At 68.0% G+C, this 26,849-nt stretch carries 23 protein-coding genes; 7 read left to right on the top strand and 16 right to left on the bottom strand.

Going from position 1 to position 26,849, the window contains the following annotated elements:
• Position 1 precedes the first annotated feature (1 nt).
• Positions 2–2,761, bottom strand: coding sequence for a DNA gyrase subunit A (gyrA, locus tag ACTWJ5_RS08340; protein WP_074976235.1), 2,760 nt, complete (start codon positions 2,759–2,761; stop codon positions 2–4).
• A gap of 212 nt (positions 2,762–2,973) precedes the next feature.
• Complete coding sequence (mtnA, locus tag ACTWJ5_RS08335) at positions 2,974–4,050, bottom strand: S-methyl-5-thioribose-1-phosphate isomerase (RefSeq protein WP_043267580.1); 1,077 nt, start codon at positions 4,048–4,050, stop codon at positions 2,974–2,976.
• Between the two features lie 157 nt (positions 4,051–4,207).
• Between mtnA and ACTWJ5_RS08330 the strand changes: the two genes are divergently transcribed.
• The 5 genes from ACTWJ5_RS08330 (at position 4,208) to ACTWJ5_RS08310 (ending at position 9,038) form a co-directional block, all read left to right on the top strand.
• Positions 4,208–5,533 carry a TRZ/ATZ family hydrolase gene (locus ACTWJ5_RS08330; RefSeq protein ID WP_116425685.1) on the top strand — a complete coding sequence of 442 codons (1,326 nt, stop codon included), beginning with the start codon at positions 4,208–4,210 and terminating at the stop codon, positions 5,531–5,533.
• Between the two features lie 116 nt (positions 5,534–5,649).
• Complete coding sequence (gene ubiG, locus ACTWJ5_RS08325) at positions 5,650–6,348, top strand: bifunctional 2-polyprenyl-6-hydroxyphenol methylase/3-demethylubiquinol 3-O-methyltransferase UbiG (RefSeq protein WP_249919165.1); 699 nt, start codon at positions 5,650–5,652, stop codon at positions 6,346–6,348.
• A complete protein-coding gene (mupP, locus tag ACTWJ5_RS08320) occupies positions 6,345–7,025 on the top strand; it encodes an N-acetylmuramic acid 6-phosphate phosphatase MupP (protein ID WP_135499859.1) in 681 nt (226 codons plus the stop codon). The genes ubiG and mupP overlap by 4 nt, the downstream gene beginning before the upstream one ends.
• A gap of 94 nt (positions 7,026–7,119) precedes the next feature.
• Complete coding sequence (locus ACTWJ5_RS08315; RefSeq protein WP_074976243.1) at positions 7,120–7,863, top strand: YciK family oxidoreductase; 744 nt, start codon at positions 7,120–7,122, stop codon at positions 7,861–7,863.
• A gap of 245 nt (positions 7,864–8,108) precedes the next feature.
• On the top strand, positions 8,109–9,038 hold the full coding sequence (locus tag ACTWJ5_RS08310) for a GGDEF domain-containing protein (protein WP_444438128.1): 930 nt from the start codon (positions 8,109–8,111) through the stop codon (positions 9,036–9,038).
• 60 nt (positions 9,039–9,098) lie between these two features.
• Here ACTWJ5_RS08310 and rluB read toward each other — a convergent pair whose 3' ends face one another.
• Complete coding sequence (gene rluB, locus ACTWJ5_RS08305; RefSeq protein ID WP_444438126.1) at positions 9,099–10,571, bottom strand: 23S rRNA pseudouridine(2605) synthase RluB; 1,473 nt, start codon at positions 10,569–10,571, stop codon at positions 9,099–9,101.
• Positions 10,572–10,708: 137 nt separating this feature from the next.
• On the opposite strand from rluB, the gene ACTWJ5_RS08300 reads away from it, so the two are divergent.
• Entirely contained in the window at positions 10,709–11,143 is a 435-nt protein-coding gene (locus tag ACTWJ5_RS08300) for an NUDIX hydrolase (RefSeq protein WP_074976252.1), read from the top strand.
• Positions 11,144–11,313: 170 nt separating this feature from the next.
• On the opposite strand, the gene ACTWJ5_RS08295 is transcribed toward ACTWJ5_RS08300, so the two are convergent.
• Genes ACTWJ5_RS08295 through zwf form a run of 3 tightly spaced genes read right to left on the bottom strand, consistent with a single transcriptional unit; the run spans position 11,314 to position 14,156 of the window.
• Positions 11,314–11,964 (bottom strand): bifunctional 4-hydroxy-2-oxoglutarate aldolase/2-dehydro-3-deoxy-phosphogluconate aldolase, encoded by a 651-nt coding sequence (locus ACTWJ5_RS08295; RefSeq protein ID WP_074976254.1) that lies wholly within the window; start codon positions 11,962–11,964, stop codon positions 11,314–11,316.
• Between the two features lie 19 nt (positions 11,965–11,983).
• A complete protein-coding gene (gene pgl / locus ACTWJ5_RS08290; RefSeq protein WP_444438123.1) occupies positions 11,984–12,700 on the bottom strand; it encodes a 6-phosphogluconolactonase in 717 nt (238 codons plus the stop codon).
• Positions 12,687–14,156, bottom strand: coding sequence for a glucose-6-phosphate dehydrogenase (gene zwf / locus ACTWJ5_RS08285; RefSeq protein WP_074976260.1), 1,470 nt, complete (start codon positions 14,154–14,156; stop codon positions 12,687–12,689). Before zwf ends, pgl begins: the two co-directional genes overlap by 14 nt.
• 200 nt (positions 14,157–14,356) lie before the next feature.
• Here zwf and ACTWJ5_RS08280 point away from each other — a divergent pair, with 200 nt between their 5' ends.
• The gene (locus tag ACTWJ5_RS08280; protein WP_074976263.1) at positions 14,357–15,214 is read left to right on the top strand and encodes a MurR/RpiR family transcriptional regulator; all 858 of its coding nucleotides are present in this window, start codon (positions 14,357–14,359) and stop codon (positions 15,212–15,214) included.
• Between the two features lie 448 nt (positions 15,215–15,662).
• Here ACTWJ5_RS08280 and ACTWJ5_RS08275 read toward each other — a convergent pair whose 3' ends face one another.
• The 10 genes from ACTWJ5_RS08275 to ACTWJ5_RS08230 form a co-directional block, all read right to left on the bottom strand.
• Positions 15,663–16,508, bottom strand: coding sequence for a D-hexose-6-phosphate mutarotase (locus tag ACTWJ5_RS08275; RefSeq protein ID WP_009620929.1), 846 nt, complete (start codon positions 16,506–16,508; stop codon positions 15,663–15,665).
• A 455-nt stretch (positions 16,509–16,963) separates the two neighbouring features.
• Positions 16,964–18,319 (bottom strand): carbohydrate porin, encoded by a 1,356-nt coding sequence (locus tag ACTWJ5_RS08270; protein ID WP_444438120.1) that lies wholly within the window; start codon positions 18,317–18,319, stop codon positions 16,964–16,966.
• Between the two features lie 36 nt (positions 18,320–18,355).
• Positions 18,356–19,510 carry an ABC transporter ATP-binding protein gene (locus tag ACTWJ5_RS08265; protein WP_444438119.1) on the bottom strand — a complete coding sequence of 385 codons (1,155 nt, stop codon included), beginning with the start codon at positions 19,508–19,510 and terminating at the stop codon, positions 18,356–18,358.
• 6 nt (positions 19,511–19,516) lie between these two features.
• Positions 19,517–20,356, bottom strand: coding sequence for a carbohydrate ABC transporter permease (locus ACTWJ5_RS08260; protein ID WP_058488833.1), 840 nt, complete (start codon positions 20,354–20,356; stop codon positions 19,517–19,519).
• Positions 20,349–21,275: a carbohydrate ABC transporter permease gene (locus ACTWJ5_RS08255; RefSeq protein WP_051878441.1), complete on the bottom strand. Its 927-nt coding sequence runs from the start codon at positions 21,273–21,275 to the stop codon at positions 20,349–20,351. The genes ACTWJ5_RS08260 and ACTWJ5_RS08255 overlap by 8 nt, the downstream gene beginning before the upstream one ends.
• A 100-nt stretch (positions 21,276–21,375) precedes the next feature.
• Positions 21,376–22,635, bottom strand: coding sequence for an ABC transporter substrate-binding protein (locus tag ACTWJ5_RS08250; RefSeq protein WP_043267604.1), 1,260 nt, complete (start codon positions 22,633–22,635; stop codon positions 21,376–21,378).
• A 406-nt stretch (positions 22,636–23,041) separates the two neighbouring features.
• Positions 23,042–23,407 (bottom strand): endonuclease domain-containing protein, encoded by a 366-nt coding sequence (locus ACTWJ5_RS08245; RefSeq protein WP_444438117.1) that lies wholly within the window; start codon positions 23,405–23,407, stop codon positions 23,042–23,044.
• A gap of 170 nt (positions 23,408–23,577) precedes the next feature.
• Positions 23,578–25,026, bottom strand: coding sequence for an ATP-binding protein (locus ACTWJ5_RS08240; RefSeq protein WP_444438115.1), 1,449 nt, complete (start codon positions 25,024–25,026; stop codon positions 23,578–23,580).
• Entirely contained in the window at positions 25,026–25,754 is a 729-nt protein-coding gene (locus tag ACTWJ5_RS08235) for a response regulator (RefSeq protein WP_444438114.1), read from the bottom strand. Before ACTWJ5_RS08235 ends, ACTWJ5_RS08240 begins: the two co-directional genes overlap by 1 nt.
• Positions 25,755–25,796: 42 nt before the next feature.
• Positions 25,797–26,795 (bottom strand): glucokinase, encoded by a 999-nt coding sequence (locus tag ACTWJ5_RS08230; RefSeq protein ID WP_444438112.1) that lies wholly within the window; start codon positions 26,793–26,795, stop codon positions 25,797–25,799.
• Positions 26,796–26,849: the final 54 nt, after the last annotated feature.

The following is a 26,849-nucleotide window of genomic DNA, read 5'->3' as shown; positions in this document are numbered from 1 at the left end:
ATCAGTCTTCGCTGGCCTGCGGCGCTTCCTCGGCCGCGGCTTCGCCTGCTTCTTGATTCTCGTCGAACGCTTCGTCGTCCACGATTTCGCCCTCGACCACGGTCGGCTCCTGCACCCGCTCCAGGCCCACCAGGGTCTCGTCGGCGGCCAGCTTGATGAGGATCACGCCCTGGGTATTTCGGCCTGCGCCGCGGACTTCGTCGACGCGGGTGCGGACCAGGGTGCCCTGGTCGGAAATCAGCATGATTTCCTCGCCGTCCAGCACCTGCACGGCGCCCACCAGCTTGCCGTTGCGCTCGTTGATGACCATGGCGATCACGCCCTGGCCACCACGGCCGCGGCGCGGGTAGTCGGCCAGCGGGGTGCGCTTGCCGTAACCGCGCTCGGAGGCGCTGAGGATCTGCGCCTCGCGGCATTCGGGGATCAGCATGGAGATGATGCGCTGGTCTTCGGCCAGGCGCATGCCGCGCACGCCACGGGCGTTGCGGCCCATGATGCGCACCTTGCTTTCCTTGAAGCGGATCACCTTGCCGGCGTCGGAGAACATCATCACGTCCTTCGAGCCGTCGGTGATGGCGGCGGCGATCAGCGAGTCGCCCTCCTCCAGCTTCAGCGCGATCAGGCCGTTGGAGCGCGGCTTGGTGAACTGGATCAGCGGGGTCTTCTTCACGGTGCCTTTCATGGTGGCCATGAAGATGTACGCGCCGGTCGGCTCGTCCTGGCTGAAGTCGGCGTCGTCGCCCTCTTCGGCCTCTTCGGCTTCCACCACTTCGGCGACCTGCTCGGCGACCACGTCGTCGTCATCGCCCTCCTCGCCGGCGAACTGGGCGCGCACGGCTTCCAGGTCAATCTGCAGCATGGCGGTGATGCGTTCGCCTTCGTCCAGCGGCAGCAGGTTGACCAGCGGACGGCCGCGCGCGGTGCGCGAGGCTTCCGGGATCTCGAAGGTGCGCAGCCAGTAGACCTTGCCCTTGCTGGAGAACAGCAGCAGGGTGGCGTGGCTGTTGGCCACCAGCAGGTGTTCGATGTAGTCCTCGTCCTTCACCCCGCTCGCCGACTTGCCCTTGCCGCCGCGGCGCTGGGCCTCATAGGCGGCCAGCGGCTGCGACTTGGCGTAGCCGCCGTGGGAGATGGTCACCACGCGCTCTTCCTCGGTGATGAGGTCGGCGATGGTCAGGTCCACCTGGGAGGCGACGATCTCGGTGCGGCGGGCATCGCCGAACTCGGCCTTGACCTTCTCCAGCTCCTCGCGGATGACTTCCATCAGGCGCTGCGGGTTGGTCAGGATACGGATCAGCTCGCCGATCAGGGTGAGGATTTCCTGATATTCGGACAGGAGCTTCTCGTGCTCCAGGCCGGTCAGGCGGTGCAGGCGCAGTTCCAGGATGGCCTGGGCCTGCTCCGGCGACAGGTAGTACTTGCCCTCGCGCAGGCCGTACTGCGGGTCCAGGTCTTCCGGGCGGCAGGCATCGGCGCCGGCGCGCTCGACCATGGCTTCCACCGCACTGGATTCCCAGGCGGTGGCGATCAGGCGCTCCTTGGCCTCGGCCGGGGTCGGCGAGGTCTTGATCAGCTCGATCACCGGGTCGATGTTCGACAGCGCGACCGCCTGGCCTTCGAGGATGTGGCCGCGCTCGCGGGCCTTGCGCAGCTCGTAGACGGTCCGCCGGGTCACCACTTCGCGGCGGTGGCGGATGAAGACTTCGAGCATGTCCTTGAGGTTCAGCGTGCGCGGCTGGCCGTCGACCAGGGCCACCACGTTGATGCCGAACACGCTCTGCAGCTGGGTCTGGGCGTAGAGGTTGTTCAGCACCACCTCGCCGACTTCGCCGCGGCGCAGCTCGATGACCACGCGCATGCCGTCCTTGTCGGACTCGTCGCGCAGCTCGGTGATGCCCTCGATCTTCTTCTCTTTCACCAGTTCGGCGATCTTCTCGATCAACCGCGCCTTGTTCAGCTGGTAGGGCAGCTCGGTGATGATGATCTGCTGGCGGTTGCCGCCCTTCTCCATGTCCTCGATATCGGCGCGGGCACGGATGTAGATGCGCCCGCGGCCGGTACGGTAGGCCTCGATGATGCCGGCGCGGCCGTTGATGATGCCGGCGGTCGGGAAGTCGGGACCGGGGATGTACTGCATCAGGTCGTCGACGGACAGCTCGGGGTTGTCCATCAGCGCCAGGCAGCCGTCGATCACCTCGCCCAGGTTGTGCGGCGGGATGTTGGTCGCCATGCCCACGGCGATGCCGCTGGAGCCGTTGACCAGCAGGTTGGGGATCTTGGTCGGCATGACCGCCGGGATCTGCTCGGTGCCGTCGTAGTTGGGCACCCAGTCGACGGTTTCCTTGTCCAGGTCCGCCAGCAGCTCGTGGGCCAGCTTGGCCATGCGCACTTCGGTGTATCGCATGGCCGCGGCGTTGTCGCCGTCCACCGAACCGAAGTTGCCCTGGCCGTCCACCAGCATGTAGCGCAGCGAGAACGGCTGGGCCATACGCACGATGGTGTCGTACACCGCGGTGTCGCCGTGCGGGTGGTATTTACCGATCACGTCGCCGACCACACGGGCGGATTTCTTGTAGGGCTTGTTCCAGTCGTTGCCCAGTTCGCTCATGGCGTACAGGACGCGGCGGTGCACGGGCTTGAGGCCATCGCGTGCATCGGGCAGGGCACGACCGACGATCACGCTCATGGCGTAATCGAGGTAGGACTGTCGGAGTTCGTCTTCGATGTTGACCGGGAGGATTTCTTTGGCCAGTTCGCCCATGAGAAGCCTGGTTCCTTTTGCAGATGGAACTCCGCCTCGCCCGTCCCGAGCCCGGCGGAGTGCGACAGCGCTATCAGAACGCCATCGACTCACAACAAATCAACGACTTAGGTCAATGATCCGCGCAATCGACGGGGCCCTGAAAAGGCCCCACTGAGAACCGTCGGAGCTTACCACAAGCCAGGGGGAACACCTATCCCCGCCGGGCGCCCTCAATGCAGGCGCTTGCGGCTCATCAACTGGGCCATGCGCTCGGTGTCCGGACGCTCGACCACGCCGCGTTCGGTCACGATGGCATCGATCAGGTCGGCCGGGGTCACGTCGAACACCGGATTGTAGGCATCCACCTCGGCGGCTATCCGCTTGCCGCCGATTTCCAGGAGTTCGCGGCCGTTGCGCTCTTCGATGGGGATGTCCTCGCCGCTTTCCAGGTTCATGTCGATGGTCGAGCTGGGCGCCACCACCATGAAGCGCACGCCGTGGTGCATGGCGTTGATCGCCAGCTGGTAGGTGCCGATCTTGTTCGCCACGTCGCCGTTGGCGGTGATGCGGTCGGCGCCGACGATGACCCAGGTGATGCTCTGGGTCTTCATCAGGTGCGCCGCCGCGGCGTCGACATTCAGGGTGACCGGCACGCCCTCGTTGGCCAGCTCCCAGGCGGTCAGGCGCGCGCCCTGCAGCCAGGGGCGCGTCTCGTCGGCATAGATGCGCTCGACCAGGCCCTCCAGGTGCGCCGCGCGGATCACCCCCAGGGCGGTGCCGAAGCCGCCGGTGGCCAGGGCGCCGGTATTGCAGTGGGTGAGGATCTTCTGCGGGCCGGAGTGCTGCTTGCGGATCAGCTCGACGCCGAGCTGGGCCATGGTCAGGTTGGCCTCGCGGTCGCTCTCGTGGATGGCGATGGCCTCGGCTTCCAGCACCTGCAGCGGGTCGTCGCCCGGCTTCAGGCGCTCGAGGCGCTCGCGCATGCGGTTCAGCGCCCAGAACAGGTTGACCGCCGTGGGCCGCGACTCGGCCAGCACGCGGAAGTCGTCCTCCAGGGCTTCGCGCCAGGCGCCGCCGTTGTTCAGGCGGGCCTGCAGGCCCAGCACCAGGCCGTAGGCCGCGGCGATGCCGATGGCCGGGGCGCCGCGCACCACCATCTGGCGAATGGCCTCGGCGACGCCGGCGGCGCTGTCGTAGCTCAGCCAGGTTTCCTCCAGCGGCAGCAGGCGCTGGTCGAGCAGACGAAGGGTGCCCTTGCGCCAATCAATGGCCGTGACCCGCTCGGCCGCCAACAGTCGCTCACGCATGGAACACCTCGTTCTTCTATCAGGTCCGGGCGCGCCGGGCGGCGCGCCGATATCGAGCCCGGCCAGGGCCGGGAAAACCCGCGAGTATAACGAGCCGCAGGCCAAGGTGCTCGGGTATACTGCCGGCCACCCGTTCCCGCGCCGCAGGAAGCGCCCCATGCCCGACGCCAAAGCCCCTCTCGACCTGCTTCTGCTGCCGACCTGGATAGTCCCGGTGGAACCCGCCGGCGTGGTCCTGCGCGACCATGCGCTGGGCATCCGCGACGGCCGCATCGCCCTGCTCGCCCCGCGCGCCGAGGCCCTGCGCCAGCAGGCGGCGGAAACCCGCGAGCTGCCGGGCATGCTGCTCGCCCCGGGCCTGGTCAACGCCCACGGCCACGCCGCCATGAGCCTGTTCCGCGGCCTGGCCGACGACCTGCCGCTGATGACCTGGCTGCAGGAGCACATCTGGCCGGCCGAGGCGAAGTGGGTGGACGAGGACTTCGTGCGCACCGGCAGCGAGCTGGCCATCGCCGAGCAGATCAAGGGCGGCATCAGCTGCTTCTCGGACATGTACTTCCACCCGCGGGTGACCTGCGAGGCGGTGCACGACAGCGGCATCCGCGCCCAGGTGTGCGTGCCGGTGCTGGACTTCCCCATGCCCGGCGCCCGCGACGCCCAGGAGGCGATCCGCCAGGGCGTGGCGCTGCACGACGACCTCAAGCACCACCCGCGCATCCGCGTGGCCTTCGGCCCGCACGCGCCCTACACGGTCGGCGATGACAAGCTGGAGAACGTGCTGATGCTGGCCGAGGAACTCGACGCAGGCATCCAGATGCACGTCCACGAGACCGCCTTCGAGGTCCAGCAGGCCCTGGAGAAGAGCGCCGAGCGCCCGCTGGCCCGGCTGCATCGCCTGGGCCTGCTGGGGCCGCGCTTCCAGGCCGTGCACATGACCCAGGTGAGCGACGAGGACCTGGAGCTGCTGGTGGAAACCAACAGCTCGGTGATCCACTGCCCGGAATCCAACCTCAAGCTGGCCAGCGGCTTCTGCCCGGTGGAGCGCCTGTGGCAGGCCGGGGTCAACGTCGCCATAGGCACCGACGGCGCGGCCAGCAACAACGACCTCGACCTGCTCGGCGAAACCCGCACCGCCGCCCTGCTGGCCAAGGCAGTGGCCGGCCAGGCCACTGCCCTGGATGCCCACCGCGCACTGCGCATGGCCACCCTGAACGGCGCCCGCGCCCTGGGCCTGGAGCAGGAGATCGGCTCGCTGGAGCTGGGCAAGTCCGCGGACCTGGTGGCCTTCGACCTTTCCGGGCTGGCCCAGCAGCCGGTCTACGAGCCGGTTTCGCAACTGATCTACGCCACCGGCCGCGACTGCGTGCGCCACCTGTGGGTCAGCGGCAAGCAGCTGCTGGACGCTGGCCGCCTGACGCGCCTGGACGAGGGCCGCCTGGCCGCCGAGGTCGGCGCCTGGGGCCGGCGCATCGCCGGCGCCTGAACACTGCCGGGCGCGGCTGCGACAATCTGTCATGCCGCGCCCATCCGCCGCGCGAAGCTGGCATCATAGTCGGCCTGCGCGCCACGATTTCCCATGATTTGCAACGAAGGTACGCCATGAGCAACGTCGACCACGCCGAGATCGCCAAATTCGAGGCACTGGCCCATCGCTGGTGGGACCGCGAGAGCGAGTTCAAGCCGCTGCACGACATCAACCCGCTGCGCGTCAACTGGATCGACGAGCGCGCCAGCCTGGCCGGCAAGAAGGTGCTGGACGTCGGCTGCGGCGGCGGCATCCTCAGCGAGGCCATGGCCCAGCGCGGCGCCACCGTCATGGGCATCGACATGGGCGAGGCGCCGCTGGCAGTGGCCCAGCTGCACCAGCTGGAATCCGGGGTGCCGGTGGAATACCGGCGCATCACCGCCGAACAGCTGGCCGAGGAAATGCCCGGGCGGTTCGACGTGGTCACCTGCCTGGAAATGCTCGAGCACGTGCCCGACCCGGCCTCGGTGATCCGCGCCTGCCACAAGATGGTCAAGCCCGGCGGCCAGGTGTTCTTCTCCACCATCAACCGCAACCCCAAGGCCTACCTGTTCGCCATCGTCGGCGCCGAGTACGTCATGCGCCTGCTGCCGCGCGGCACCCACGACTTCAAGAAGTTCATCCGCCCCTCCGAGCTGGGCGCCTGGTCGCGCGATGCGGGTCTGGCGGTCAAGGACATCATCGGCCTGACCTACAACCCGCTGACCAAGCACTACAAGCTGGCCGACGACGTCGACGTCAACTACATGATCCAGACCCTGCGCGAGGAATGACGGCGATGCAGCTCAGAGCGGTTCTCTTCGACATGGACGGCACCCTGCTGGACACCGCGCCGGACTTCATCGCCGTGTGCCAGGCCATGCTCGCCGCCCACGGCCGCCCACCGATCGACGCCCAGCGCATCGCCGACGTGGTCTCCGGCGGCGCCCGCGCCATGGTCGCCGCGACCTTCGACATGGACCCCGAAGCCGACGGCTTCGAGACGCTGCGCCAGGAATTCCTCGACCGCTACCAGGACCACTGCGCGGTCTACAGCCGCCTGTACGACGGCATGCCGGAGCTGCTGGAAAGCATCGAGCGGGCCAACCTGATCTGGGGCGTGGTGACCAACAAGCCGGTGCGCTTCGCCGAACCGATCATGCAGCAGTTGGGCCTGGCCGAGCGCTCGGCGGTGCTGGTCTGCCCGGACCACGTGACCAACAGCAAGCCCGACCCGGAGCCGCTGCTGCTGGCCTGCAGCCAGCTGGGCATCGACCCGGCGCAGGTACTGTTCATCGGCGACGACCTGCGCGACATCGAATCCGGCCGCGCCGCCGGCACCAAGACCGCGGCGGTGCGCTACGGCTACATCCACCCCGAGGACAACCCCGCGCACTGGGGCGCCGACGTCATCGTCGACCACCCGCGCGACCTGCTGGCGGTGCTCGACCGCGCCCTCTGTAGCTGCTAGAGCAGCAGCCCCAAGCAACAAGCTGCAAGCCTCAAGCTCAAGCCGCTCTTTGTCGCTTGCAGCTTGAAGCTTGTCGCTCGCCGAAGGAGATTCCATGTTCCAATATTCCGCCCGCCCCGACCTGCTCAAGGACCGGGTGATCCTGGTCACCGGCGCCGGCCGCGGCATCGGCGCCGCCGCCGCGCGGGCCTATGCCGCCCACGGCGCCACCGTGCTGCTGCTGGGCAAGAGCGAAGAAAACCTCAACCAGACCTACGACCAGATCGAGGCCGCCGGCCACCCGCAGCCGGTGGTCATCCCCTTCAACCTGGAAACCGCCCAGCCGCACCAGTACGACGAGCTGGCGGCGACCATCGAGAAGGAATGCGGCAAGCTCGACGGCCTGCTGCACAACGCCTCCATCCTCGGCCTGCGCTCGCCCATCGAGCAGATTTCCGGGGAAAACTTCATGCGCGTCATGCAGGTCAACGTCAACGCCGTGTTCATGCTGACCCACGCCATGCTGCCGCTGCTCAAGCTGGCCAGCGACGCCTCGGTGATCTTCACCTCCAGCGGCGTCGGGCGTAAGGGCCGCGCCTACTGGGGCGCCTACGCGGTGTCCAAGTTCGCCACCGAGGGCCTGATGCAGGTGATGGCCGACGAGTGCGACGGCACCAACGCCGTCCGCGCCAACAGCGTCAACCCCGGCGCTACCCGCACCAGCATGCGCGCCATGGCCTACCCCGGCGAGAACCCGGCGAACAACCCGGCGCCCGACGAGATCATGCCGGTCTACCTGTACCTCATGGGCCCGGACAGCATCGGCGTCAACGGCCAGGCGTTCGACGCCCAGGCCTGACCGGCACGGGGCGGCGCGATAGCCGCCCCGCCGGTTTTCCGGCTACGCCCGGGGAAAGCGCCTACGGCCACCCCGGAAAATTCGCCATCATTTTGACATCCCACCCTCCGGGGCACTCCCAGCCTACGGAACCAAGCCCGCGCCAGACGGTCCCTTGAGCCGTCAGAACAGAACTTTTCGCGGGTTGGCACGAAAATAGCTCAGCCCTCACTGTCGCCGTTTTGCGCCAGAGGTCGCCACGCGTCATGGCCCCGCCCAAGCAGTCCAACACCATCGATTTCGATACCGCCAAGCTCCAGCGCCTGAGCCAGGTCGAGAGCGGCCGCCCGCGCGGCCGGCGCCCGGCCAGCCTGACGGACGTGCGCCGGCAGCTCGCCGTGCAGCTGCAGACCAGCCTCGAGGCCGAGCGCGTCCTGGGCCTGTTCTTCCAGGAGATCCAGGCGCTGCTGCCGCTGGACTACCTGAGCTACCAGAACGGCAGCGCTGACCTGCGCCTGGAGTTCGGCGAAGCGGCCAGCCACGGCGCCACCTACAACCTCAACCATGCCGGGGAATACCTGGGCGAGCTGGCCTTCCGCCGCCGCCGCCCCTTCGACGAGATCGAACTGGGCCAGCTGGAAAGCCTGATCGCCAGCCTGCTCTACCCGCTGCGCAACGCCCTCCTCTACCGCGCCGCCATCCAGGCCGCCCTGCGCGACGCTCTGACCGGCACCGGCAACCGCATCGCCATGGACCAGGCCCTGGGCCGCGAGGTCGAGCTGGCGCGGCGCAGCCTGCAGCCGCTGTCGGTGCTGATGCTCGACCTGGACCACTTCAAGCGCATCAACGACCAGTACGGCCACAGCCACGGCGACGAAGCCCTGCGCTGCGTGGCCAGGGCGATCAAGGCGAGCCTGCGCAACGTCGACATGGTCTTCCGCTTCGGCGGCGAGGAGTTCCTCGTGCTGCTGTCCAACACACCGAGCAGCAGCGCCGCCCAGGTCGGCGAGAGGCTGCGGCATGCCATCCAGGAGCTGGCCTTTGCCGTCGATGGCAAGCCGGTGCCGCTGTCCGTCAGCCTCGGCTGCGCCACCCTGATCGCCGGCGAGCGCGTCGACGACCTGCTGCACCGGGCCGACGCCGCGCTCTACGCGGCCAAGCGCGACGGCCGCAACCGCCTGGCCTGCGCTGGCTGAGCGGACTTTCCGGAAGACGAAAAAAAGGGCTCCGCGGAGCCCTTTTTTCATGCCTGACGCTTAGCGCTTGAAGCCCGGGCGCATGCCGTCGCCGGCCGGCTGCGGGCGGCGCTTGTTCAGCGGCTTGCGCGCCACTGGCTTGGACGGGCGCTCGTCCCGCTCGGCGCTCGGCTTGGCCGGACGCGAACGCGGCGCCTCGCCGGCCGGGGCCTTGCCACGGCCTTCCGGACGCGGCGCGCGGGCCGGGCGCTCGGAATCCTGGCGCGGGCCACGGGCCGGACGGTCGGAGTCCTTGCTCGGACCGCGGGCCGGACGCTCGGCATCCTGGCGCGGACCACGGGCCGGACGCTCGGAATCCTGACGCGGACCACGGGCCGGACGATCGGAGTCCTTGCGCGGACCACGAACCGGACGCTCCGAGTCCTGGCGCGGACCACGGGCCGGACGATCGGAGTCCTGACGCGGACCACGGGCCGGACGATCGGAGTCCTTGCGCGGACCACGAGCCGGACGATCCGAATCCTGGCGCGGGCCGCGAACCGGACGATCCGAGTCCTGGCGCGGACCACGGGCCGGACGCTCGCTGGCGCCCGGACGCGGGCTGCGGCTCGGACGCTCGCCTTCGAAGGACTCCTTGCGCTGGCGATTGCCGCGACCGGCATCCGGGCGCTCGCTGCGCGCCAGCGGCTTGGCCAGCTTGCGCTGCTGGCGTTCGAGCTTGTCCTTGGCCTTGGTGGTCATCTCCGGCAGCTTCACCGGCTTCAGGCCGACCTCTTCGCTGAGGATGTCCAGTTCGCGCTGGTCCATCTCGCGGTAGCGGCCCATGGTCAGCTCGGAGGTGAGGAACACCGGGCCGAAGCGCACGCGCTTCAGGCGGCTCACCACCACGCCCTGGGATTCCCACAGGCGGCGCACTTCGCGGTTGCGGCCTTCCATCACCACCACGTGGTACCAGTGGTTGAAGCCTTCGCCGCCGGGCGCCTGCTGGATGTCGCTGAACTTGGCCGGGCCGTCTTCGAGCATCACGCCGGCTTTCAGGCGCTCGATCATCTCTTCGTCGACTTCGCCGCGCACACGCACGGCGTACTCGCGGTCCATCTCGTAGGACGGGTGCATCAGGCGGTTGGCCAACTCGCCGTCGGTGGTGAACAGCAGCAGGCCGGTGGTGTTGATGTCCAGGCGGCCGACGTTGATCCAGCGGCCGCTGCGCAGGCGCGGCAGGCGGTCGAACACGGTGGGACGGCCTTCCGGGTCGTCGCGGGTGCAGACCTCGCCCTCGGGCTTGTTGTAGATCAGCACGCGGCGCACGTGCTCTTCGGCCTGCTCGCGGCGGATCAGGTGCTCGTCGACGGCGATGGCGTCGTGGCCTTCCACGCGCTGGCCGAGGCTGGCGACCACGCCGTTGACCTTGACCCGGCCTTCCTCGATCCAGGCCTCGACGTCACGGCGCGAGCCGACGCCCAGACGGGCCAGGACCTTCTGCAGCTTCTCGCCGGCGGGGGAAATTTCTGGGTTTTCGTGCGTGTCGTTCATCTGGGCACCTCCCGGTGTGTCATGCAACGAAGAAAAAGGTCGCGCATCATACGCGCTTGGGCGCGGCAAAGCACCGTCCGTGATCGGGAAAGCCTAGCCGCTTTTGCCATTCGCGCCGCTTTCAGGGGAAAACCGAGTTGAGCGACGAATCCGCCTTCACCGGCGCCAAGCTGGCGCTGTTCCACGACGGCCACCTGGTGGTCTACCGCCGCGACGAAAAGCCCGGCATCCCCTTCCCCGGCTGCTGGGACTTTCCCGGCGGTGGCCGCGAAGGTGCGGAAACCCCGGCCGAATGCGCTTTGCGCGAGCTGGAGGAAGAGTTCGCCATCCGCCTGAGCCAGGAGCGCATCGAGTGGCAGCGCCGCTACCGCGCCACCCACGGCCCGGCGCCCTGGGCCTGGTTCCTGGTGGCGCGGCTGCGGGCGGCGGAGTTCGAAGCCATCCGCTTCGGCGACGAGGGGCAGTATTGGCGGCTGATGGCGGTGGAAGAGTACCTCGGGTTGGATGAGGGGGAAGCGGTGCCCTATCTGCAGGAGCGGTTGCGGGATTATCTGGAAGGCTGCTCGTCGTAGGGCGCATAACGTCTACGGCGTTATCCGCCGAATCGCGGACAGAGTCCGCTCCTACGGTTCAGGGAAGCACGGTCGTAGGAGCGGACTCCGTCCGCGATTGGAATCACCGAGCTCCCCGCCCCCATAAAAAAGCCCGGCACAAGGCCGGGCACGTCCGATCGTGGGACAGCTCAGTGTGATTCGAGCAGCGCCAGGGCCTCGCGCGACAGGCGCTCGACCGCGGCCCAGTCACCGCTGGCGACCGCAGCCTTGGGCAGCATCCAGGTGCCCCCCACGCACATCACGTTGTCCAGGCGGTAGTAGTCGTTCAGGTTGTCCGGCCCTACCCCGCCGGTGGGGCAGAAGCGCACCTCCGGGAAGGGGCCGGCGAAGGCCTTGAGCGCTTCCACGCCGCCGCACACCTTGGCCGGGAACAGCTTGAAACGGCGCAAACCGTGGCGGTAGGCGGCCATGATCTCGGAGGCGGTGGCCACGCCGGGCAGCAGCGGCACCGGGCGGCTCACCGCGTGCTGCAGCAGTTCCTCGGTGCAGCCGGGGGTGACGATGAACTGCGCGCCGGCCTCTTCCGCCTGGCGGAAGGTTTGCGGGTCCAGCACGGTGCCGGCGCCCACGCACAATTCCGGGCGCTGCTCGGCCAGGGTGCGGATGGCGGTCAGGCCCAGCGGGGTGCGCAGGGTCACTTCCAGCACAGTGATGCCGCCGGCCGCCAGGGCGTCGGCCATGGGCAGGATGTCCTGCTCCCGATCGATGGTGATCACCGGCAGGATGCGGGCGCGCTCGGCGAGGGCGTCGATGCGCTGGATGTGGGAATCAAGGCTCATGTTGCGGTAACTCCGTGCCTCAGGGGCACCAGTGGATCGACAGGGGAGCGCGGAGGAAGGCGCTCACCGGCATGCTTGCTTCGTCTTCGGCGGCCAGCGCGGCCCTCAGGGTGGCCAGCTTGGCCTCGCCCTGGATCGCCAGCAGCTGCACCCGCGAGGCGGCCAGCAGCGCACGGCTGAGGGTCAGGCGCTGGTGCGGCACGCTCGGCGCCCAAGCCGGCAGGCAATGGCGCGCGCCGGCCGGGTCGAGGGCCTCGGCCAGGCCGGGGCTGGCCGGGAACAGCGAGGCGGTGTGGCCGTCGTCGCCCATCCCCAGCACCAGCACGTCGATCGGCAGGGCCAGCTCGGCGACCTGGCGGTCGGCGATGGCCGCCGTTTCCTCCAGGCTCGGCGCCGAGTGATACAGGCCGCAGAACAGCGCCTTGGCCGCCGCGCCCTTGAGCAGATGGCGGCGCACCAGGCCGGCATTGCTGTCCGGGTGGACTTCCGGCACCCAGCGCTCGTCGGCGAGGGTCACGGTCACCTTGTCCCAATCGAGGACTTCGCCGCTCAGGGCTTCGAGGAACGCCACCGGGCTGCGTCCGCCGGACACCGCCAGCAGCGCGCGGCCGCGCTCGGCGATGGCCCCGCGCAATTGTTCGGCCACATTGGCGGCCAGGCCGCGGGCCTGCGCCACCGGGCTTTCCCAGGCCGTCCAGCGCACGCCGGCCGGCAGTTTCAGATCAATGGTCGCCATACCAGTCCTTCCCGTCTCTCGCGATCAGCGCCACGGCCGCCTGGGGTCCCCAGGTGCCGGCGGCGTAGGGTTTGGGGGCATCGCCCAGGCGTTCCCAGCCGGCGATCAGGTGGTCGCACCACTTCCAGGCGAACTCCACTTCGTCCTTGCGCACGAACAGGTACTGGTTGCCCTGCATCACTTCCAGCAGCAGCCGCTCGTAGGCGTCCGGCACGCGCGCGGCCTGGTACGCCTCGGAGAAGCTCAGCTGCAGCGGCCCGGTGCGCAACTGCATGCCCTTGCCCAGGCCCTGGTCCTTGGTCATCACCTGCAGGGAGATGCCCTCGTCCGGCTGCAGGCGGATGATCAGGCGGTTGCTGATCAGCGAGCGCTGCTCCGGGGCGAAGATGTAGTGCGGCGGGTTCTTGAAGTGGATGACGATCTGCGACAGCTTCTGCGGCATGCGCTTGCCGGTGCGCAGGTAGAACGGCACGCCGGACCAGCGCCAGTTGCGGATGTCCACGCGCAGGGCGACGAAGGTCTCGGCGCCGCTCATGCGGTTGGCGTGTTCCTCTTCCAGGTAGCCGGGCACCGCCTTGCCGTCGATGAAGCCGGCGGTGTACTGGCCGCGCACCACGCGGCTGGCCAGTTGCTCCGGCGGGATCGGCTCCAGGGCGCGCAGCACCTTGACCTTCTCGTCGCGGATGCTGTCGGCGGAGAGGTCGCTGGGCGGGTCCATGGCGATCAGGCAGAGCAGTTGCAGCAGGTGGTTCTGCACCATGTCGCGCAATTGCCCGGCGCGGTCGAAGTAGCCCCAGCGGCCTTCGATGCCGACCTTCTCGGCCACGGTGATCTCCACGTGGGAGATGTGGTTCTGGTTCCACTGCGTCTCGAACAGGCTGTTGGCGAAGCGCAGGGCGATGAGGTTCTGTACCGTTTCCTTGCCCAGGTAGTGGTCGATCCGGTAGATGCGGTTCTCCGGAAAGAACTTCGCCACCGCCTCGTTCACCTCGCGGGAGGACGCCAGGTCGTGGCCGATGGGCTTCTCCAGCACCACCCGGGTGCGTTCGGCCAGGCCGAGGGCGGCGAGGTTCTCGCAGATGCCGCCGTAGACCGCGGCCGGGGTGGCGAAGTAGGCCACCAGCGGCAGGCCGGCCGGCACCGCATCGCGCAACGCCGGGTAGGAAGCGGCGTCGAGGAAGTCCATGCTCAGGTAGCTCAGGCGCTGCTGGAAGCGCGCCCACACGGCGTCGTCCCATTCGCGCGCCGGCACGGCCAGGCGCAGGCGCTTCTCGAGGGTGGCCAGGTGGGCGGCGGGGTCGCCTTCTTCGCGGGCCAGGGCGAGGATGCGGGTGTCGCCGTGGAGCAGGCCTTCACGGTCGAGCTGGTAGAGGGCGGGGATCAGCTTGCGGAGGGCGAGGTCGCCCAGCGCGCCGAACAGCGCCAGGGTGCAAGGCAGAACGCGGACATCAGGCATTTGTTGTTACCAAACAGATTTTGAGGAACATTTGCCGAATACACCGCGCCATTAAGGCAAAAATGTAGTAATTAAACAACATATTTTTCCCAAGGCACGGTCCAGTTGGTCGTCTGCCGACCTGACGTTAGGATAGCGCCGCTGGCCGCAGGCACGTCCCCGGCCGTCGATTGCCCCACAGGGGCCACCAAGGAGAACGGATGAAGAACCTGCTGGAGCAGATCCAGACGCGCCTGGAAGACTTGAACAAGGCCGAACGCAAGGTCGCCGAGGTGATACTGCAGAACCCGCAGCAGGCCACCCGCTTCAGCATCGCCGCGCTGGCCCAGGCCGCGAGCGTCAGCGAGCCGACGGTGAACCGCTTCTGCCGCTCCTTCGGCATGAGCGGCTACCCGGAGCTGAAGATCCAGCTGGCGCAGAGCCTGGCCAGCGGCGCGGCCTTCGTCACCCAGGCGGTGGCCGAGGACGACGGCCCCGAGGCGTACACGCGGAAGATATTCAGCAGCACCATCGCTTCGCTGGACGCCGCCTACAAGCTGATCGACGCACGCGCCGTGGACCGCGCAGTGGACCTACTGATCCAGGCCAGGCAAATCCACTTCTTCGGCCTCGGCGCCTCCAGCTCGGTGGCGCTGGACGCGCAGCACAAGTTCTTCCGCTTCAACCTGGCGGTGTCGGCGCAGAGCGACGTGCTGATGCAGCGGATGATCGCCTCGGTGGCGCACACCGGCGACCTGTTCGTGGTGATCTCCTACACCGGCCGCACCCGCGAGCTGGTGGACGTGGCGCGCCTGGCGCGGGACAACGGCGCCTCGGTGCTCGGCCTGACCGCCGCCGACTCGCCGCTGGCCAAGGTCTGCACCCTGACCCTGGACATCCCGCTGCCGGAAGACACCGACATCTACATGCCGATGACCTCGCGGATCATCCAGCTGACGGTGCTCGACGTGCTGGCCACCGGCGTGACCCTGCGCCGCGGCGTGGACTTCCAGCCGCACCTGCGCAGGATCAAGGAGAGCCTGGTGCCGACGCGCTACCAGCTGGACGAGGAAGACTGACGCCCCGTCGCGGTGATTTCGTAGGAGCGGATTCATACGCGATTTCGGCGCAGGGGATCGACCAATCGCGGATGGAGTCCGCTCCTACGCTGTTTTCTGGGTTCCCGCGTTCGCGGGAATGACGGGTTGAGAATCGTGTTTTCCGACGTCATTCCCGCGAACGCGGGAACCCAGAGACTCTGGCGCCCTGCCCGCTCCTATAGCTCCAGGGAGGCACGATCGTAGGAGCGGATTCATCCGCGATTTCGGCGCAGGGGATCGGCCGATCGCGGACGGAGTCCGCTCCTACATGGCAGGAGGAGCACCGTCGTAGGATGGTGTTGAGCGAAGCGATACCCATCACCATGGTTCGATGGGTATCGCAAGCTCAACCCATCCTACGAAGAGCACCTTGGCGCAGTCGGCAAGACCGTTGTTCCTACGCTCAAGCCCCGTGCAGCGGAAACCGTCAGACCAGCCCGGCCTTCAGCCGCAGGCGCATGCGCTCGCCCTGGGCCAGGATCAGACCGCCGGGGCGGTAGCCGGCAGCGCCGATGCACAGGAAGCGGTCGGCCTCGCCCGGCTCCACCTGCTCCACCGCGCGGCTGCCGGGGTGCCAAATGACGCTGCCGGCGGCGGCGTTCTTGTCGATGCGCAGGCGGCGCTGCCAGCCGGCGTCTTCCAGCACCAGCGCGCCGGTGTTGTACAGCACCTGCTTGACCGCGCCCCGCGGCGTCCAGGTGTTGGGCAGCGGCGCAGCCGGGCGCTGGCCGCCCTCCAGCTCCATGCCGTGGACCACGCTGCGGCGCAGCGAACCGATGCGCCAGTAGGGTTGCAGGGCGAAGCTGAACAGGCAGTCGCTGTCGTCCTCGTGGTAGCTGGACAGTTCCATCTCCAGCTCGCGGCCCAGGCGCGCGTCCAGGCGCACGTGCCAGTCCTCGATGTCCAGCTGCCAGCTCACCTGCACCAGGCTCTCGTCGGCGTGGGCGTCGAGCAGGCGCCATTCGCGCTGGCGGGCCCAGCCGTGGGGCGGCCAGTCGGGCTCGCTGGGGTGGCTGCCGAACCACGGCCAGCACACCGGGATGCCGCCGCGGATGGGCGCCGTGCTCAGCGCCGGCCACTGGCTGGAACACCACAGCATGGAACGCTCGCCCTGGGGCCGGAAGTGCAGCAGTTGCGCGCCCTGGCGGCTGAAGACCGCCTGGCACAGGGGGTGATCGATCAGCAGCAGGTCGCGGCGCTGGAAGCGCACCCAGTCGAAGGGGCGCTTGGCACGCATGGAATGGAAGAAGCGCTGCAGCGGATGCTCGAGCATTGTCCGGAGGTCCTGAATCAATCCCTTCCCGGACGCTCCCGGGGCATGACATCTATGTAGTTTTACTACACGTTGGTGAAAAAAGCGCAGATTCTACCTGAAAAGCATAGAACCCCAGTCACATGTCCGGATTTTTTCGTCCGCGGGAGCAATAAGCCCCCGTAGGAGCGAGCTTGCTCGCGAACCGGACCACGAAAGCCGCTGGATTCCCGCGTTCGCGGGAATGACTGGGTAATAGGGATGTCAGCCACGTAGGGCGGATAACGCCTCCGGCGTTATCCGCCGTCCAGCCTCGCTGCCCGGCGGCTCCCAGGTTGACCTGGGCGTTGGCTGTGGCCCCCGGCGTATCGGCGGATAACCGCGAACGGTTATGCGCCCTACGAACAAAAAGCCCGCCCCGGTGATGGCGGGCGGGCCAAGTACAGCAGCACCTCAGGAGCGAGTCGTTTGGCGCATCAGAAGCTGGACTGGATCTTCAGGCCGGCGACCAGGGCGTTGTCCACCTCGTAGACGCCGCCGGGATGCTTGATGTACTGCAGGTTCGGCCGCACCGTCAGCCAGTTGGTCACGTGCACCCCGTAGTACAGCTCGGCGTCGTATTCGCTGTGCTGCACCGGCTGGAACAGCGGGTTGTCGTAGTCGTCGAGGCCGGAGACTTCGTTGATCTGCTTCTGGTGCTTGGTCACGTCGTCGTTGATGTGGATGCGCGCCACCGCCAGGCCGATGTCGTCCTTCGGCCGGGCATCGAACAGGCCTTTGTAGACCATGCCGACCTGCTGGTAGTTGTCGACGCTGTTGGTCGCCTGGTCATGCACGGTGAAGTTGGCGAACAGGCTCAGGCCGCGCGAGGCGTCGCCGTTGTGCGCAGTGACCTGCTGCTGTGCCACCACCCACCAGCCGTGCTTGCTGCCGTGGGACTTGAAGGCATTGCCGGTCAGCGCCTGGGGCTGGCCGTTGACGTCCTCGTAGACGTCGTCGGCCTTGGCGGTGCTGTAGTAGTAGCCCAGGCGGTATTCGCCCGGCAGTTGCTGCGCCCCCACCTTCGGCGACCACACCAGCTCCACCGGCAGGATCGCGCCCTTGGTGCCGCTGCCGCTGAGCTTGAAGCCGTTGCCGGTCTCCAGGTTCGAAGGGTTCTGCTCGTAGGCGCCGACCTGCACGAAGAATTCCGGGCTCAGGTTGTACTTCACCCGCAGCGCCCACTGCGCCACCGGCCAGTTGTACCAGATGCCGCCGACCCAGTTGCCTACCTGCGAGCCGCAGAACGCCAGGTTCTGGAAGTCGCAGGGGAAGCTGTTGAAGTCCTCGCCCTCGCCGAACTGGCCGACCTTGATGTCCAGGGCGTCGTCGAGGAAGGTCTGCTTGTACCACATCTGCGTCAGCCGCCAGGTCTGGCCGCGGCCCCAGACTTCCTGCACCGAGCTGAGCTGGCCGGCGCGCGGATCGCTGATACGGTCGTTGGAGAGGTTGTTGCCACTGCGCTCGGTCACCGTCAGCTGGAACTCGGCGCCGTGCCAGCCGAGGATCTTCTGCAGGTCCAGGTGGGTGCTCAGCGCCCACTGGTCGGTGTAGCGCGCGGTCTTGTCGTCGTTGTAGCCGCCGTGCAGGTTGCCCGCGGCCTCGCCGACGTAGTCCAGCTTGAAGTCGTAGCCCTTCTCCAGCAGCTCGGTCCGGGTGCCGCCCCAATCCCCCAGGCCCCATTTCGAATCGGCGGAGAAGGCCTCGTCGGCGCAGGCCAGGCCATTCAGGCCGACGGCGCCCAGGGCGAGCAGGCAGCCCAGGGCGGGCCGGATCTTGTTGTTCTTATGCATTGCTGACGTCCTCGTTGGTGAAATGCCTTGCGGCGTTCAGTGCTTGTGCCGGGCCAGCGGGGTGACCTTGGCCTCCCCCGCCCCGCCCGGCGCCTTGCGCAGGCGCTCGCCGCTGCCCGCGTCGAACAGCAGTACCCGCGCCGGGTCCAGGCGCAGTTGCAGGGTCGAGCCCAGGGCCGGCGCGGCGTCCGGAGCCAGGCGGCAGCAGACCTTGGCGCCATTGAGGGTGACGAAGGCCAGGGTGTCCGGGCCGGTGGGCTCCAGCACCTCGACCTCGGCGCGCACGTCCACCAGGCCGTTGCCGCTCTCGGCCACGCCGATCTGTTCCGGACGCACGCCGAGGATCAGCTCGCGGCCCTCGGCCACTTCGGCGTCCAACTCCAGCGGCAGCTCGCAGCGGTCCTGGCCGCTGTCCAGCAGGCCGACCAGGCGGCTACCCTGGCGCTGCACGCGCAGCGGGATGAAGTTCATCGGCGGCGAGCCGATGAAGCTGGCGACGAACAGGTTGGCCGGGTCGTTGTAGATCTGCTGCGGGGTGCCGAACTGCTGGACGACGCCGTCCTTCATCACCGCCACCTTGTCGCCGAGGGTCATGGCCTCGATCTGGTCGTGGGTGACGTAGACCGTGGTGGTCTTCAGGCGCTGGTGCATCAGCTTGATCTCGGTGCGCATCTCCACCCGCAGCTTGGCGTCGAGGTTCGACAGCGGCTCGTCGAACAGGTAGATCTTCGGCCGCCGCGCCAGCGCCCGGCCCATGGCCACGCGCTGCTGCTGGCCGCCGGAGAGCTGCGAGGGCTTGCGCTGCAGCAGGTGCTCGATCTGCAGCAGCTTGGCCACCCGCGCCACCTCTTTGTCGATGGCCGCCTGGGGCAGCTTGCGGATCTTCAGGCCGAAGGCGATGTTCTCGCGCACCGTCATGGTCGGGTACAGCGCGTAGGACTGGAACACCATGGCGATGTCGCGGTCCTTCGGGCTCATGCCGCTGATGTCGCGGCCATCCACCAGGATGGCGCCACCGCTGATGTCCTCCAGGCCGGCGATGCAGTTCATCAGCGTGGACTTGCCGCAGCCGGACGGGCCGACCAGGATCAGGAACTCGCCGGACTCGATCGCCAGGTCGATGGACTTCAGGGTGTCCGCCAGGCCGCTGCCGTAGGACTTGTGCAGGTTGCGCAGTTCGAGTGTTGCCATGTCCGATTACCCCTTGACCGCGCCGGCGGTCAGGCCGCGCACGAAATACTTTCCAGCCAGTACGTAGACGATCAGCGTCGGCAGCGCGGCGATCATCGCCGCGGCCATGTCGACGTTGTATTCCTTGACCCCGGTGCTGATGTTCACCAGGTTGTTCAGCGCCACCGTGATCGGCTGGGCGTCGCCGCTGGCGAACACCACGCCGAAGAGGAAGTCATTCCAGATCTGGGTGAACTGCCAGATCAGGCAGACCATGACGATGGGCGTGGACATCGGCAGGAGGATGCGCGTGAAGATGGTGAAGAAGCCGGCGCCGTCGAGCCGCGCGGCCTTCACCAGGGCATCCGGGATGGCCACGAAGTAGTTGCGGAAGAACAGCGTGGTGAAGGCCAGCCCGTAGATGCAGTGGACCATCACCAGGCCCGTGGTGGTGTTGGCCAGGCCGAGCTTGCCGAGGGTGAAGGACATCGGCAGGAGGATCACCTGGAACGGCAGGAAGCAGCCGAACAGCAGCGCGCCGAAGAACAGCTGCGAGCCGCGGAAGCGCCACATGGACAGCACGTAGCCGTTCAGCGCGCCGATGAAGGTGGAGATCAGCACGCCGGGCACCGTGATGCGAACCGAGTTCCAGAAGAAGTCGCCCACCGCGCCCCAGGCCTTCACCCAGCCGATCAGGGTGAACACTTCCGGCAGCGCCAGCAGGTTGCTGTTGCGGATGTCCTCGGGGCTCTTGAAGCTGGTCAGCAGCATCACCAGCAGCGGGATCAGGTACAGCGCCACGGCGCCCCAGAGGGTGGCGTGGACCGCCAGGCGGCCGAGGCTCGGCTTGAAGGTCGCGTCACGCATGGCGCTTGCCTCGCAGTTCGGAATACAGGTAGGGCACGACGATGGCCAGCACCGCGCCGAGCATCAGCATCGCGCTCGCCGCGCCCAGGCCCATCTGGCCGCGGGTGAAGGTGTGGGCGTACATGAACATCGCCGGCAGGTCGGAGGAGTAGCCGGGGCCGCCGGCGGTCATGGCGGCGACCAGGTCGAAGCTCTTGATGGCGATGTGCGCGAGGATCATCAGCGCGCTGAAGAACACCGGGCGCAGGCTCGGCAGGACGATGCGCAGGTAGATGGTCGGCAGGCTCGCGCCGTCCACCTGGGCGGCGCGCACGATGGCCGGATCGACGCCGCGCAGGCCGGCGAGGAACAGCGCCATGACGAAGCCGGAGGCCTGCCACACGGCGGCGATCACCAGGCAGTAGACGACGCGCTGCGGGTCCACCAGCCAGTCGAAGCGAAAGCCCGTCCAGCCCCAGTCGCGCAGCAGCTTGTCCAGGCCCAGGCCGGGGTTGAGCAGCCACTTCCAGGCGGTGCCGGTGACGATCATCGACAGCGCCATGGGGTACAGGTAGACGGTGCGGATGAAGCCCTCGCGGCGGATGCGCTGGTCCAGCAGCACGGCGAGGAACACCCCGAGCAGCAGGCAGATGACGATGAACAGGCCGCCGAACAGCAGCAGGTTGCGGCTGGCCACCCACCAGCGGTCGTTGTCCCACAGGCGCAGGTACTGGCCAAGCCCGGCCCAGCTGTAGCTGGGCATGAAGCGCGAGTTGGTGAAGGACAGCAGCAGCGTCCAGCCGATGTAGCCGTACACGCAGACCAGCACCACGAGCATGCTCGGGGCCAGCACCAGTTTCGGCAGCCAGCGCTGCAGGCCGTCGAGCAGCGAGGCGCGCGGGGCCGCCGCGGGGGTAAAGGTGGGGTTTTCTGTCGCCATGGGTCTTCCCGGGTGCGAGTGAAGCCGTCCGGGCCATGGCGATGGCCCGGAGTGGGTCGGCTGGGAGTGGGGCGGCGCCTGGCGGAAGGCGCCGCGCGGCTTACTGCGCCGCCGCCTCGATCGCCGCGTAGAGCTGCTGGGCAGCCTTCTGCGGGTCCGCGGCGGGGTCGTTGAAGAAGTTGGTCACCACGTCGAAGATGGCGCCCTGCACGTAGCTGGAGGCGGCCATGCTGTGGGCCATGCTCGGCACCAGGGTGCCGGCCGCGGAGGCCGCCTTGAAGTCCTTCATCGACTGCTGGGCGCAGGCGTCGAAGGGCGCCATGTCGGCGTCCAGGCGCACCGGGATGGAGCCCTTGGCCAGGTTGAAGTCCTTCTGGAACGCCGGGTCGAGCACCGCGCGGGCCAGGTCTTCCTGGGCCTTGCGGTTCTCGGCGTTGCTCAGCTTGAACATCACCAGGGAGTCGATGTTGTAGTCGAAGTCCTTCTGCGTGCCGGGGAACGGCAGGCACTGGTAGTCCTTGCCGGCGACCTTGCTGGCAGCAGTGAACTCGCTCTTGGCCCAGTCGCCCATGATCTGCATGCCGGCCTTGCCGTTGATGACCATGCTGGTGGCGACGTTCCACTCGCGCCCGGCGGCGTCGGCGTCGATGTAGCCGCGCAGTTTCTTCAGCGCGCTGAACACCTCGACCATCTGCGGCCCGGTGAGGGTGGCCTTGTCCTGCTCGACGAAGGCCTTGCGGTAGCCGTCCGGGCCCATCTTGCTGAGCACCAGGTTCTCGAACAGGGTGCCGTCCTGCCAGGGCTGGCTGCCATGGGCCAGGGCCACGAAGCCGGCGGCCTTGAGCTTGTCGGCGGCGGCGAAGAACTCGTCAAGGGTGGTCGGCGGCGTGGCGCCGGCCTTCTTGAAGACCTCGGGGTTGATGTACAGCCAGTTCACCCGGTGCACGTTGACCGGCACGGCGACGTAGTCGCCCTGGTACTTCATGACCTGCGCCACCTGCGGCGGCAGCAGCTGGTCCCACTTGCCCTCAGCGGCGACCTGGTTGAGGTCGGCGAGCAGGCCGAGCTGGCCCCACTCCTGGATGTCCGGCCCCTTGATCTGCGCGGCGGCCGGCGGGTTGCCGGACACGGCGCGGGTCTTCAGCACGGTCATGGCGGCCTCGCCACCGCCGCCGGCGACGGCGAAGTCCTTCCAGGTGTGGCCCTTGGCCTGGACGAGTTTCTTCAGGGTTTCGGCGGCGCGCGCCTCGCCGGGGGAAGTCCACCAGTGCAGGACTTCGACTTCGCCGGCGTGGGCCGGGGTGGCGAGATAAAGCGAGGAAAGACAGACAGCGGCGGAAAGGCGGCGGAGCGCATTCATGGGGGAGGACCTGTTCTTGTTATTCGGGGCAAGTCTGCGCTTGCGGTAGTCCGAGTCTATCCAAGGCATTTCCTGCTCCGGGTAACGAAGGGATGGTGGATTGTCACGGGGTGGTGACATTTGGGGTGGCTGGGTTGGGGTTGATTTGAAGAGCCAAGAGCCCCTCTCCCTAACCCTCTCCCTGAAGGGAGAGGGGACTGGTTCTGAGTGGCTATATGTCCTGAGTCATCCTGATAGTCGAATGTTGCCGGCGAGCGCCATCGCCTCGCTTCACTCCGAACTGCCCCCTCTCCCGTCAAGGAGAGGGGCTGGTCCTGAGGGGCTATATGTTCGGCGTCATCCTGATAGCAAGATGTTGCCGGCTAACTCCATGATTGCAGCCCGCGCCGAACGGCCCCCTCTCCCTTCAGGGAGAGGGCTGGGGAGAGGGTTGCGAACTCGAATCGAGCGCCAGGCGTATCGCCTCCAGCACCGAATCCATCTTCAACAGCACGTCATGGTTCCAGAACCGTAGCACCTGGAAACCTCGGGCGCAGAGCCAGGCGTCCCGCTCCAGATCGGTAGCAGAGCCCAGGTGCTGGCCGCCGTCCAGTTCGATCACCAGCATTCTTTCCAGGCAGATGAAGTCGACTATGTAGTGGCCTACCACTTTCTGGCGCTTGAACTTCAGCTCCATGAAGCGGTAGGCACGGAGTTGTTGCCAGAGGGCTCGTTCGGCGTCGGTCTGGTCCTTGCGGAGTTGGCGGGAGAAGTCGCGGTATGAGGGGGACATCCTTGATCTCCTTTTTTGCGAGATCAGGGAAGTTACTCGGCCTTGGTTGAAGAGCCCCTCTCCCCAACCCTCGGCTGCGCGCCCCGCCCTGAAGGGAGAGGGGGCTGTCCTCTGCGGGATGTGATTACGGAGTACGCCGGCAATATCAGAGCCAGGATCAGGAAATGGCTTTATTCCACAACCAACCTAGGTAGACGCAACCTCACCCTCAACCCCCCTTCCCGCCTGTTCTGCAAACTCACCTCCCCGCCATGGGTATGCGCGATATTCCTCGCAATCCCCAGCCCCAACCCATACCCCTGCCCCCGCTGCGACAGGCGCACCCGCGGTTCGAACACCTGCTCCAGCCGCTGCTCCGGCACCCCGGGCCCCTCGTCGTCGACGTGCACGACCAGCGCTTCCGGGCCGTCCTCGACCTGCAGTTGCGCGCGTTCGCCGTACTTCAGGGCGTTGTCCAGCAGGTTGCCGATGCAGCGGCGCAGGGCCAGGGGCTTGCCGGGATAGGGTTCGCCCGCCTCCCCCAGCAGCTTCACGCGGCCGTCGGCCAGGTAGGGGCCGGCTACGTGCTGTAGCAACTGGTTGACGTCCACCGGCTCGATGTTCTCGTGGATGTCGGTGTCCTTCACGCATTGCAGGGCGCCCTTGACCAGCAGTTCCAGCTCGTCGAGGTCCTGGTTGAGCTTGTCGCGCTGCGGCTCGTCGTCGAGCAGTTCGACGCGCAGGCGCAGGCGGGTGATGGGCGTGCGCAGGTCGTGGGAGATGGCGCTGAACAGCTGGCCGCGCTCGCTGAGGTAGCGGTCGATGCTCTCGCGCATGGTGTTGAAGGCGCGGCTGACTTCCACCAGCTCGCGGGCGCCGCGCTCTTCCAGCGGCGCCGCCGGGCTGCCCAGGGCGACTTCGCGGGCGGCGCGGGCCAGGCGCTTGAGCGGGCGGCTCTGCTGGTGCACCAGCAGGCCGGCGAAGAGCAGCAGCAACAGGCTGGTCAGGCCGATGGAGAGCAGTTGCTGCGGCTGCAGCGCCTCCGGCTCCAGGCTGACGTAGGGCGCCGGCATCAGGCTGGCGATGTAGAGCCATTCGTTCTCGCCGATGCGGATCTGCGTCACCAGCACCGGCGGGTTCACCGGCTCCAGGGTCAGCGCGTAGTGGGCCCAGGAGCGCGGCAGCTCCTCCAGCTTCAGCTGGCTGTTGAACAGGCGCAGGTCGTCCGGGGCGACGAACTCCACTTCCAGCTCCACGTCCTTGCCCAGCTTCTGCTGCAGCACGTCGCGGACGATGTCCAGCACCGCCTGCTTGTTCGGCGTGTCCGGCAGGCTCTGCATCTGCAGCGGGCGCTCGTTGAGCGAGACGAAGAAGCGCGTGCCGCCCATGCTGCGCAGCTGGTCCAGCACCAGCGGGCGGTAGCCGATGGGCAGCGAGCGGAAGTAGCTGACGCTGGCGGCCATGGAATAGGCCAGGCTGCGCGAGCTGGTGAGCAGGCCCTCGCGCTGGCTGGAGCGCAGGTGCGAAAGCCAGAACAGGCTGGACAGGCCCTGGGCGACGAGGATCGCCAGCAGCGTCAGCAGCAGCATGCGCCCCAGCAGCGAGCGCGGGACCAGCGGCCAGCGCCGCCGCTCGCCCATCACGGCCCCAGGTGCGGGCGGACCTGCGCCGCCAGCAGGTAGCCGCTGCCGCGCACGGTCTGGATCAGCCGCGGCGCCTTGCCGGTGTCGCGCAGGCGCTGGCGCAGGCGGCTGACCGCCATGTCGACGATGCGCTCCAGGGGCATTACCTCGCGGCCGCGGGTGGCGTTGGCGATGGTGTCGCGGTCGAGGATCTGCTGCGGGTGGTCGAGGAACAGCTTGAGCAGGGCGAAGTCGGCGCCGCTGAGGAAGAACTCCTCGCCGTCCTCGTGGAACAGCCGGTGGCTGACCGTGTCCAGGCGCCAGTCGTCGAAGGCCAGCACCTCGCCGCCGCGCACCTGGGTGAACTGCGCGCGGCGCAGCAGGGCCTTGATCCGCGCCAGCAGCTCGCGCGGGCTGAAGGGCTTGCCCAGGTAGTCGTCGGCGCCCAGCTCCAGGCCGATCACCCGGTCGGTTTCGTCGGAGCTGGCGGTGAGCATGATCACCGGCATGCAGGCCAGGCGCTGGTGCGAGCGGATCCAGCGGCACAGGCTGAAGCCGTCCTCGTCGGGCAGCATCACGTCGAGGATGGCCAGGGCGGCCTCCTCTTCCAGCAAGGCCTGGCGGAAGGCCGCGCCATCGGCGGCGCTGCGCACCTGGAAGCCGGCGCGGCTCAGGTAGGTTTCCAGCAGCTCGCGGATTTCCTGGTCGTCATCCACCAGCAGGATGGATTTGGCGGGTGCGTTCACGGGGCATCCCTTGTTGTTGTTCTAGTGGTTGCCGTTGGTCGTTCAGGCTTTTGCCTGCAGCGTCTGCTCCAGGGCCACGCCGGCGCCGAACAGGCCCGGATGGCTGGCGGTCATCACCCATACCGGCACCTGGCTCAGGTAGGGGCCGCTGGTCTTGCCGCGGGTGCAGAAGGCCTCGGCGAAGCCGCTGCGCTGGAAGCGTTCGAGGAAGCGCGGGACTATGCCGCCGGTGATGTACACGCCGCCCAGGGCGCCGACCGTCATCACCGCGTTGCCGGCGACCCGCGCCAGCCACACGAAGAAGTGCTCCAGCACCGCGTCGCAGTAGGCGTCGCCGGCCAGGGCGCGCTCGCCGATCTGCGCCGCGGAGAGCGCCAGCGGCTCGATGCCGTCGACCTTGCAGCTGGCCTGGTAGATGTTCTCCAGGCCGCTGCCGGAGAGCGCGCGCTCGGCCGAGACGTGGCCGTACTTCTCGCGCAGCTGCTGCCAGATGGCGAAGTCGCGCTCGCCGGTCACCGGCAGGTCGACGTGGCCGCCCTCGCAGGGCAGCACGTCCCAGCCGCCGCCGGGCAGCGGCACCAGGCTGCCGACGCCCAGGCCGGTGCCGGGGCCGATGATCAGCTTGGCGCGGCCCGGCAGGGCCTGGCCGTCGCGCACCTGCACCAGGTCCTCGCCGCCCAGGCGCGAGGCGGCCCAGGCCATGGTGCTGAAGTCGTTGACCAGCAGCAGGTGGTTCAGGCCCAGCTCGGCGCGGAAGGCCTCGCGCCTGATGACCCAGTGGTTGTTGGTGAAGCGGAAGTCGGCATCGCCCACGGGCCCGGCGCAGGCCAGGCAGACGCTATGGATGGCGCCGAGCGGCTGGCCGACGCGCTGCAGGTACTCCAGCACGGCGTCTTCCGGGCGCGGGTAGTCGGCGCAGGCCAGCACCTCGATGGCCTCCAGGCGCTGCTCGCGCCAGAGGGCGAAGCGGGCGTTGGTCCCGCCGATGTCGCCGACCAGCGCGATGCCGGTCGGTGCTTGGGATTTGTTGTTGGAATTCATCGCAAGCTCGGGCAACTGAAAGGTTTGAGCGGGTTCCGGGAGGCGAATGCTCCG

Origin of the sequence: Pseudomonas sp. A6 (assembly GCF_052367875.1) — a bacterium.
Taxonomy (GTDB): Bacteria; Pseudomonadota; Gammaproteobacteria; order Pseudomonadales; family Pseudomonadaceae; genus Pseudomonas; species Pseudomonas citronellolis.
The sequence above is the reverse complement of the archived record's forward strand: the minus strand, read 5'-3'. Positions and strand labels throughout refer to the sequence as shown.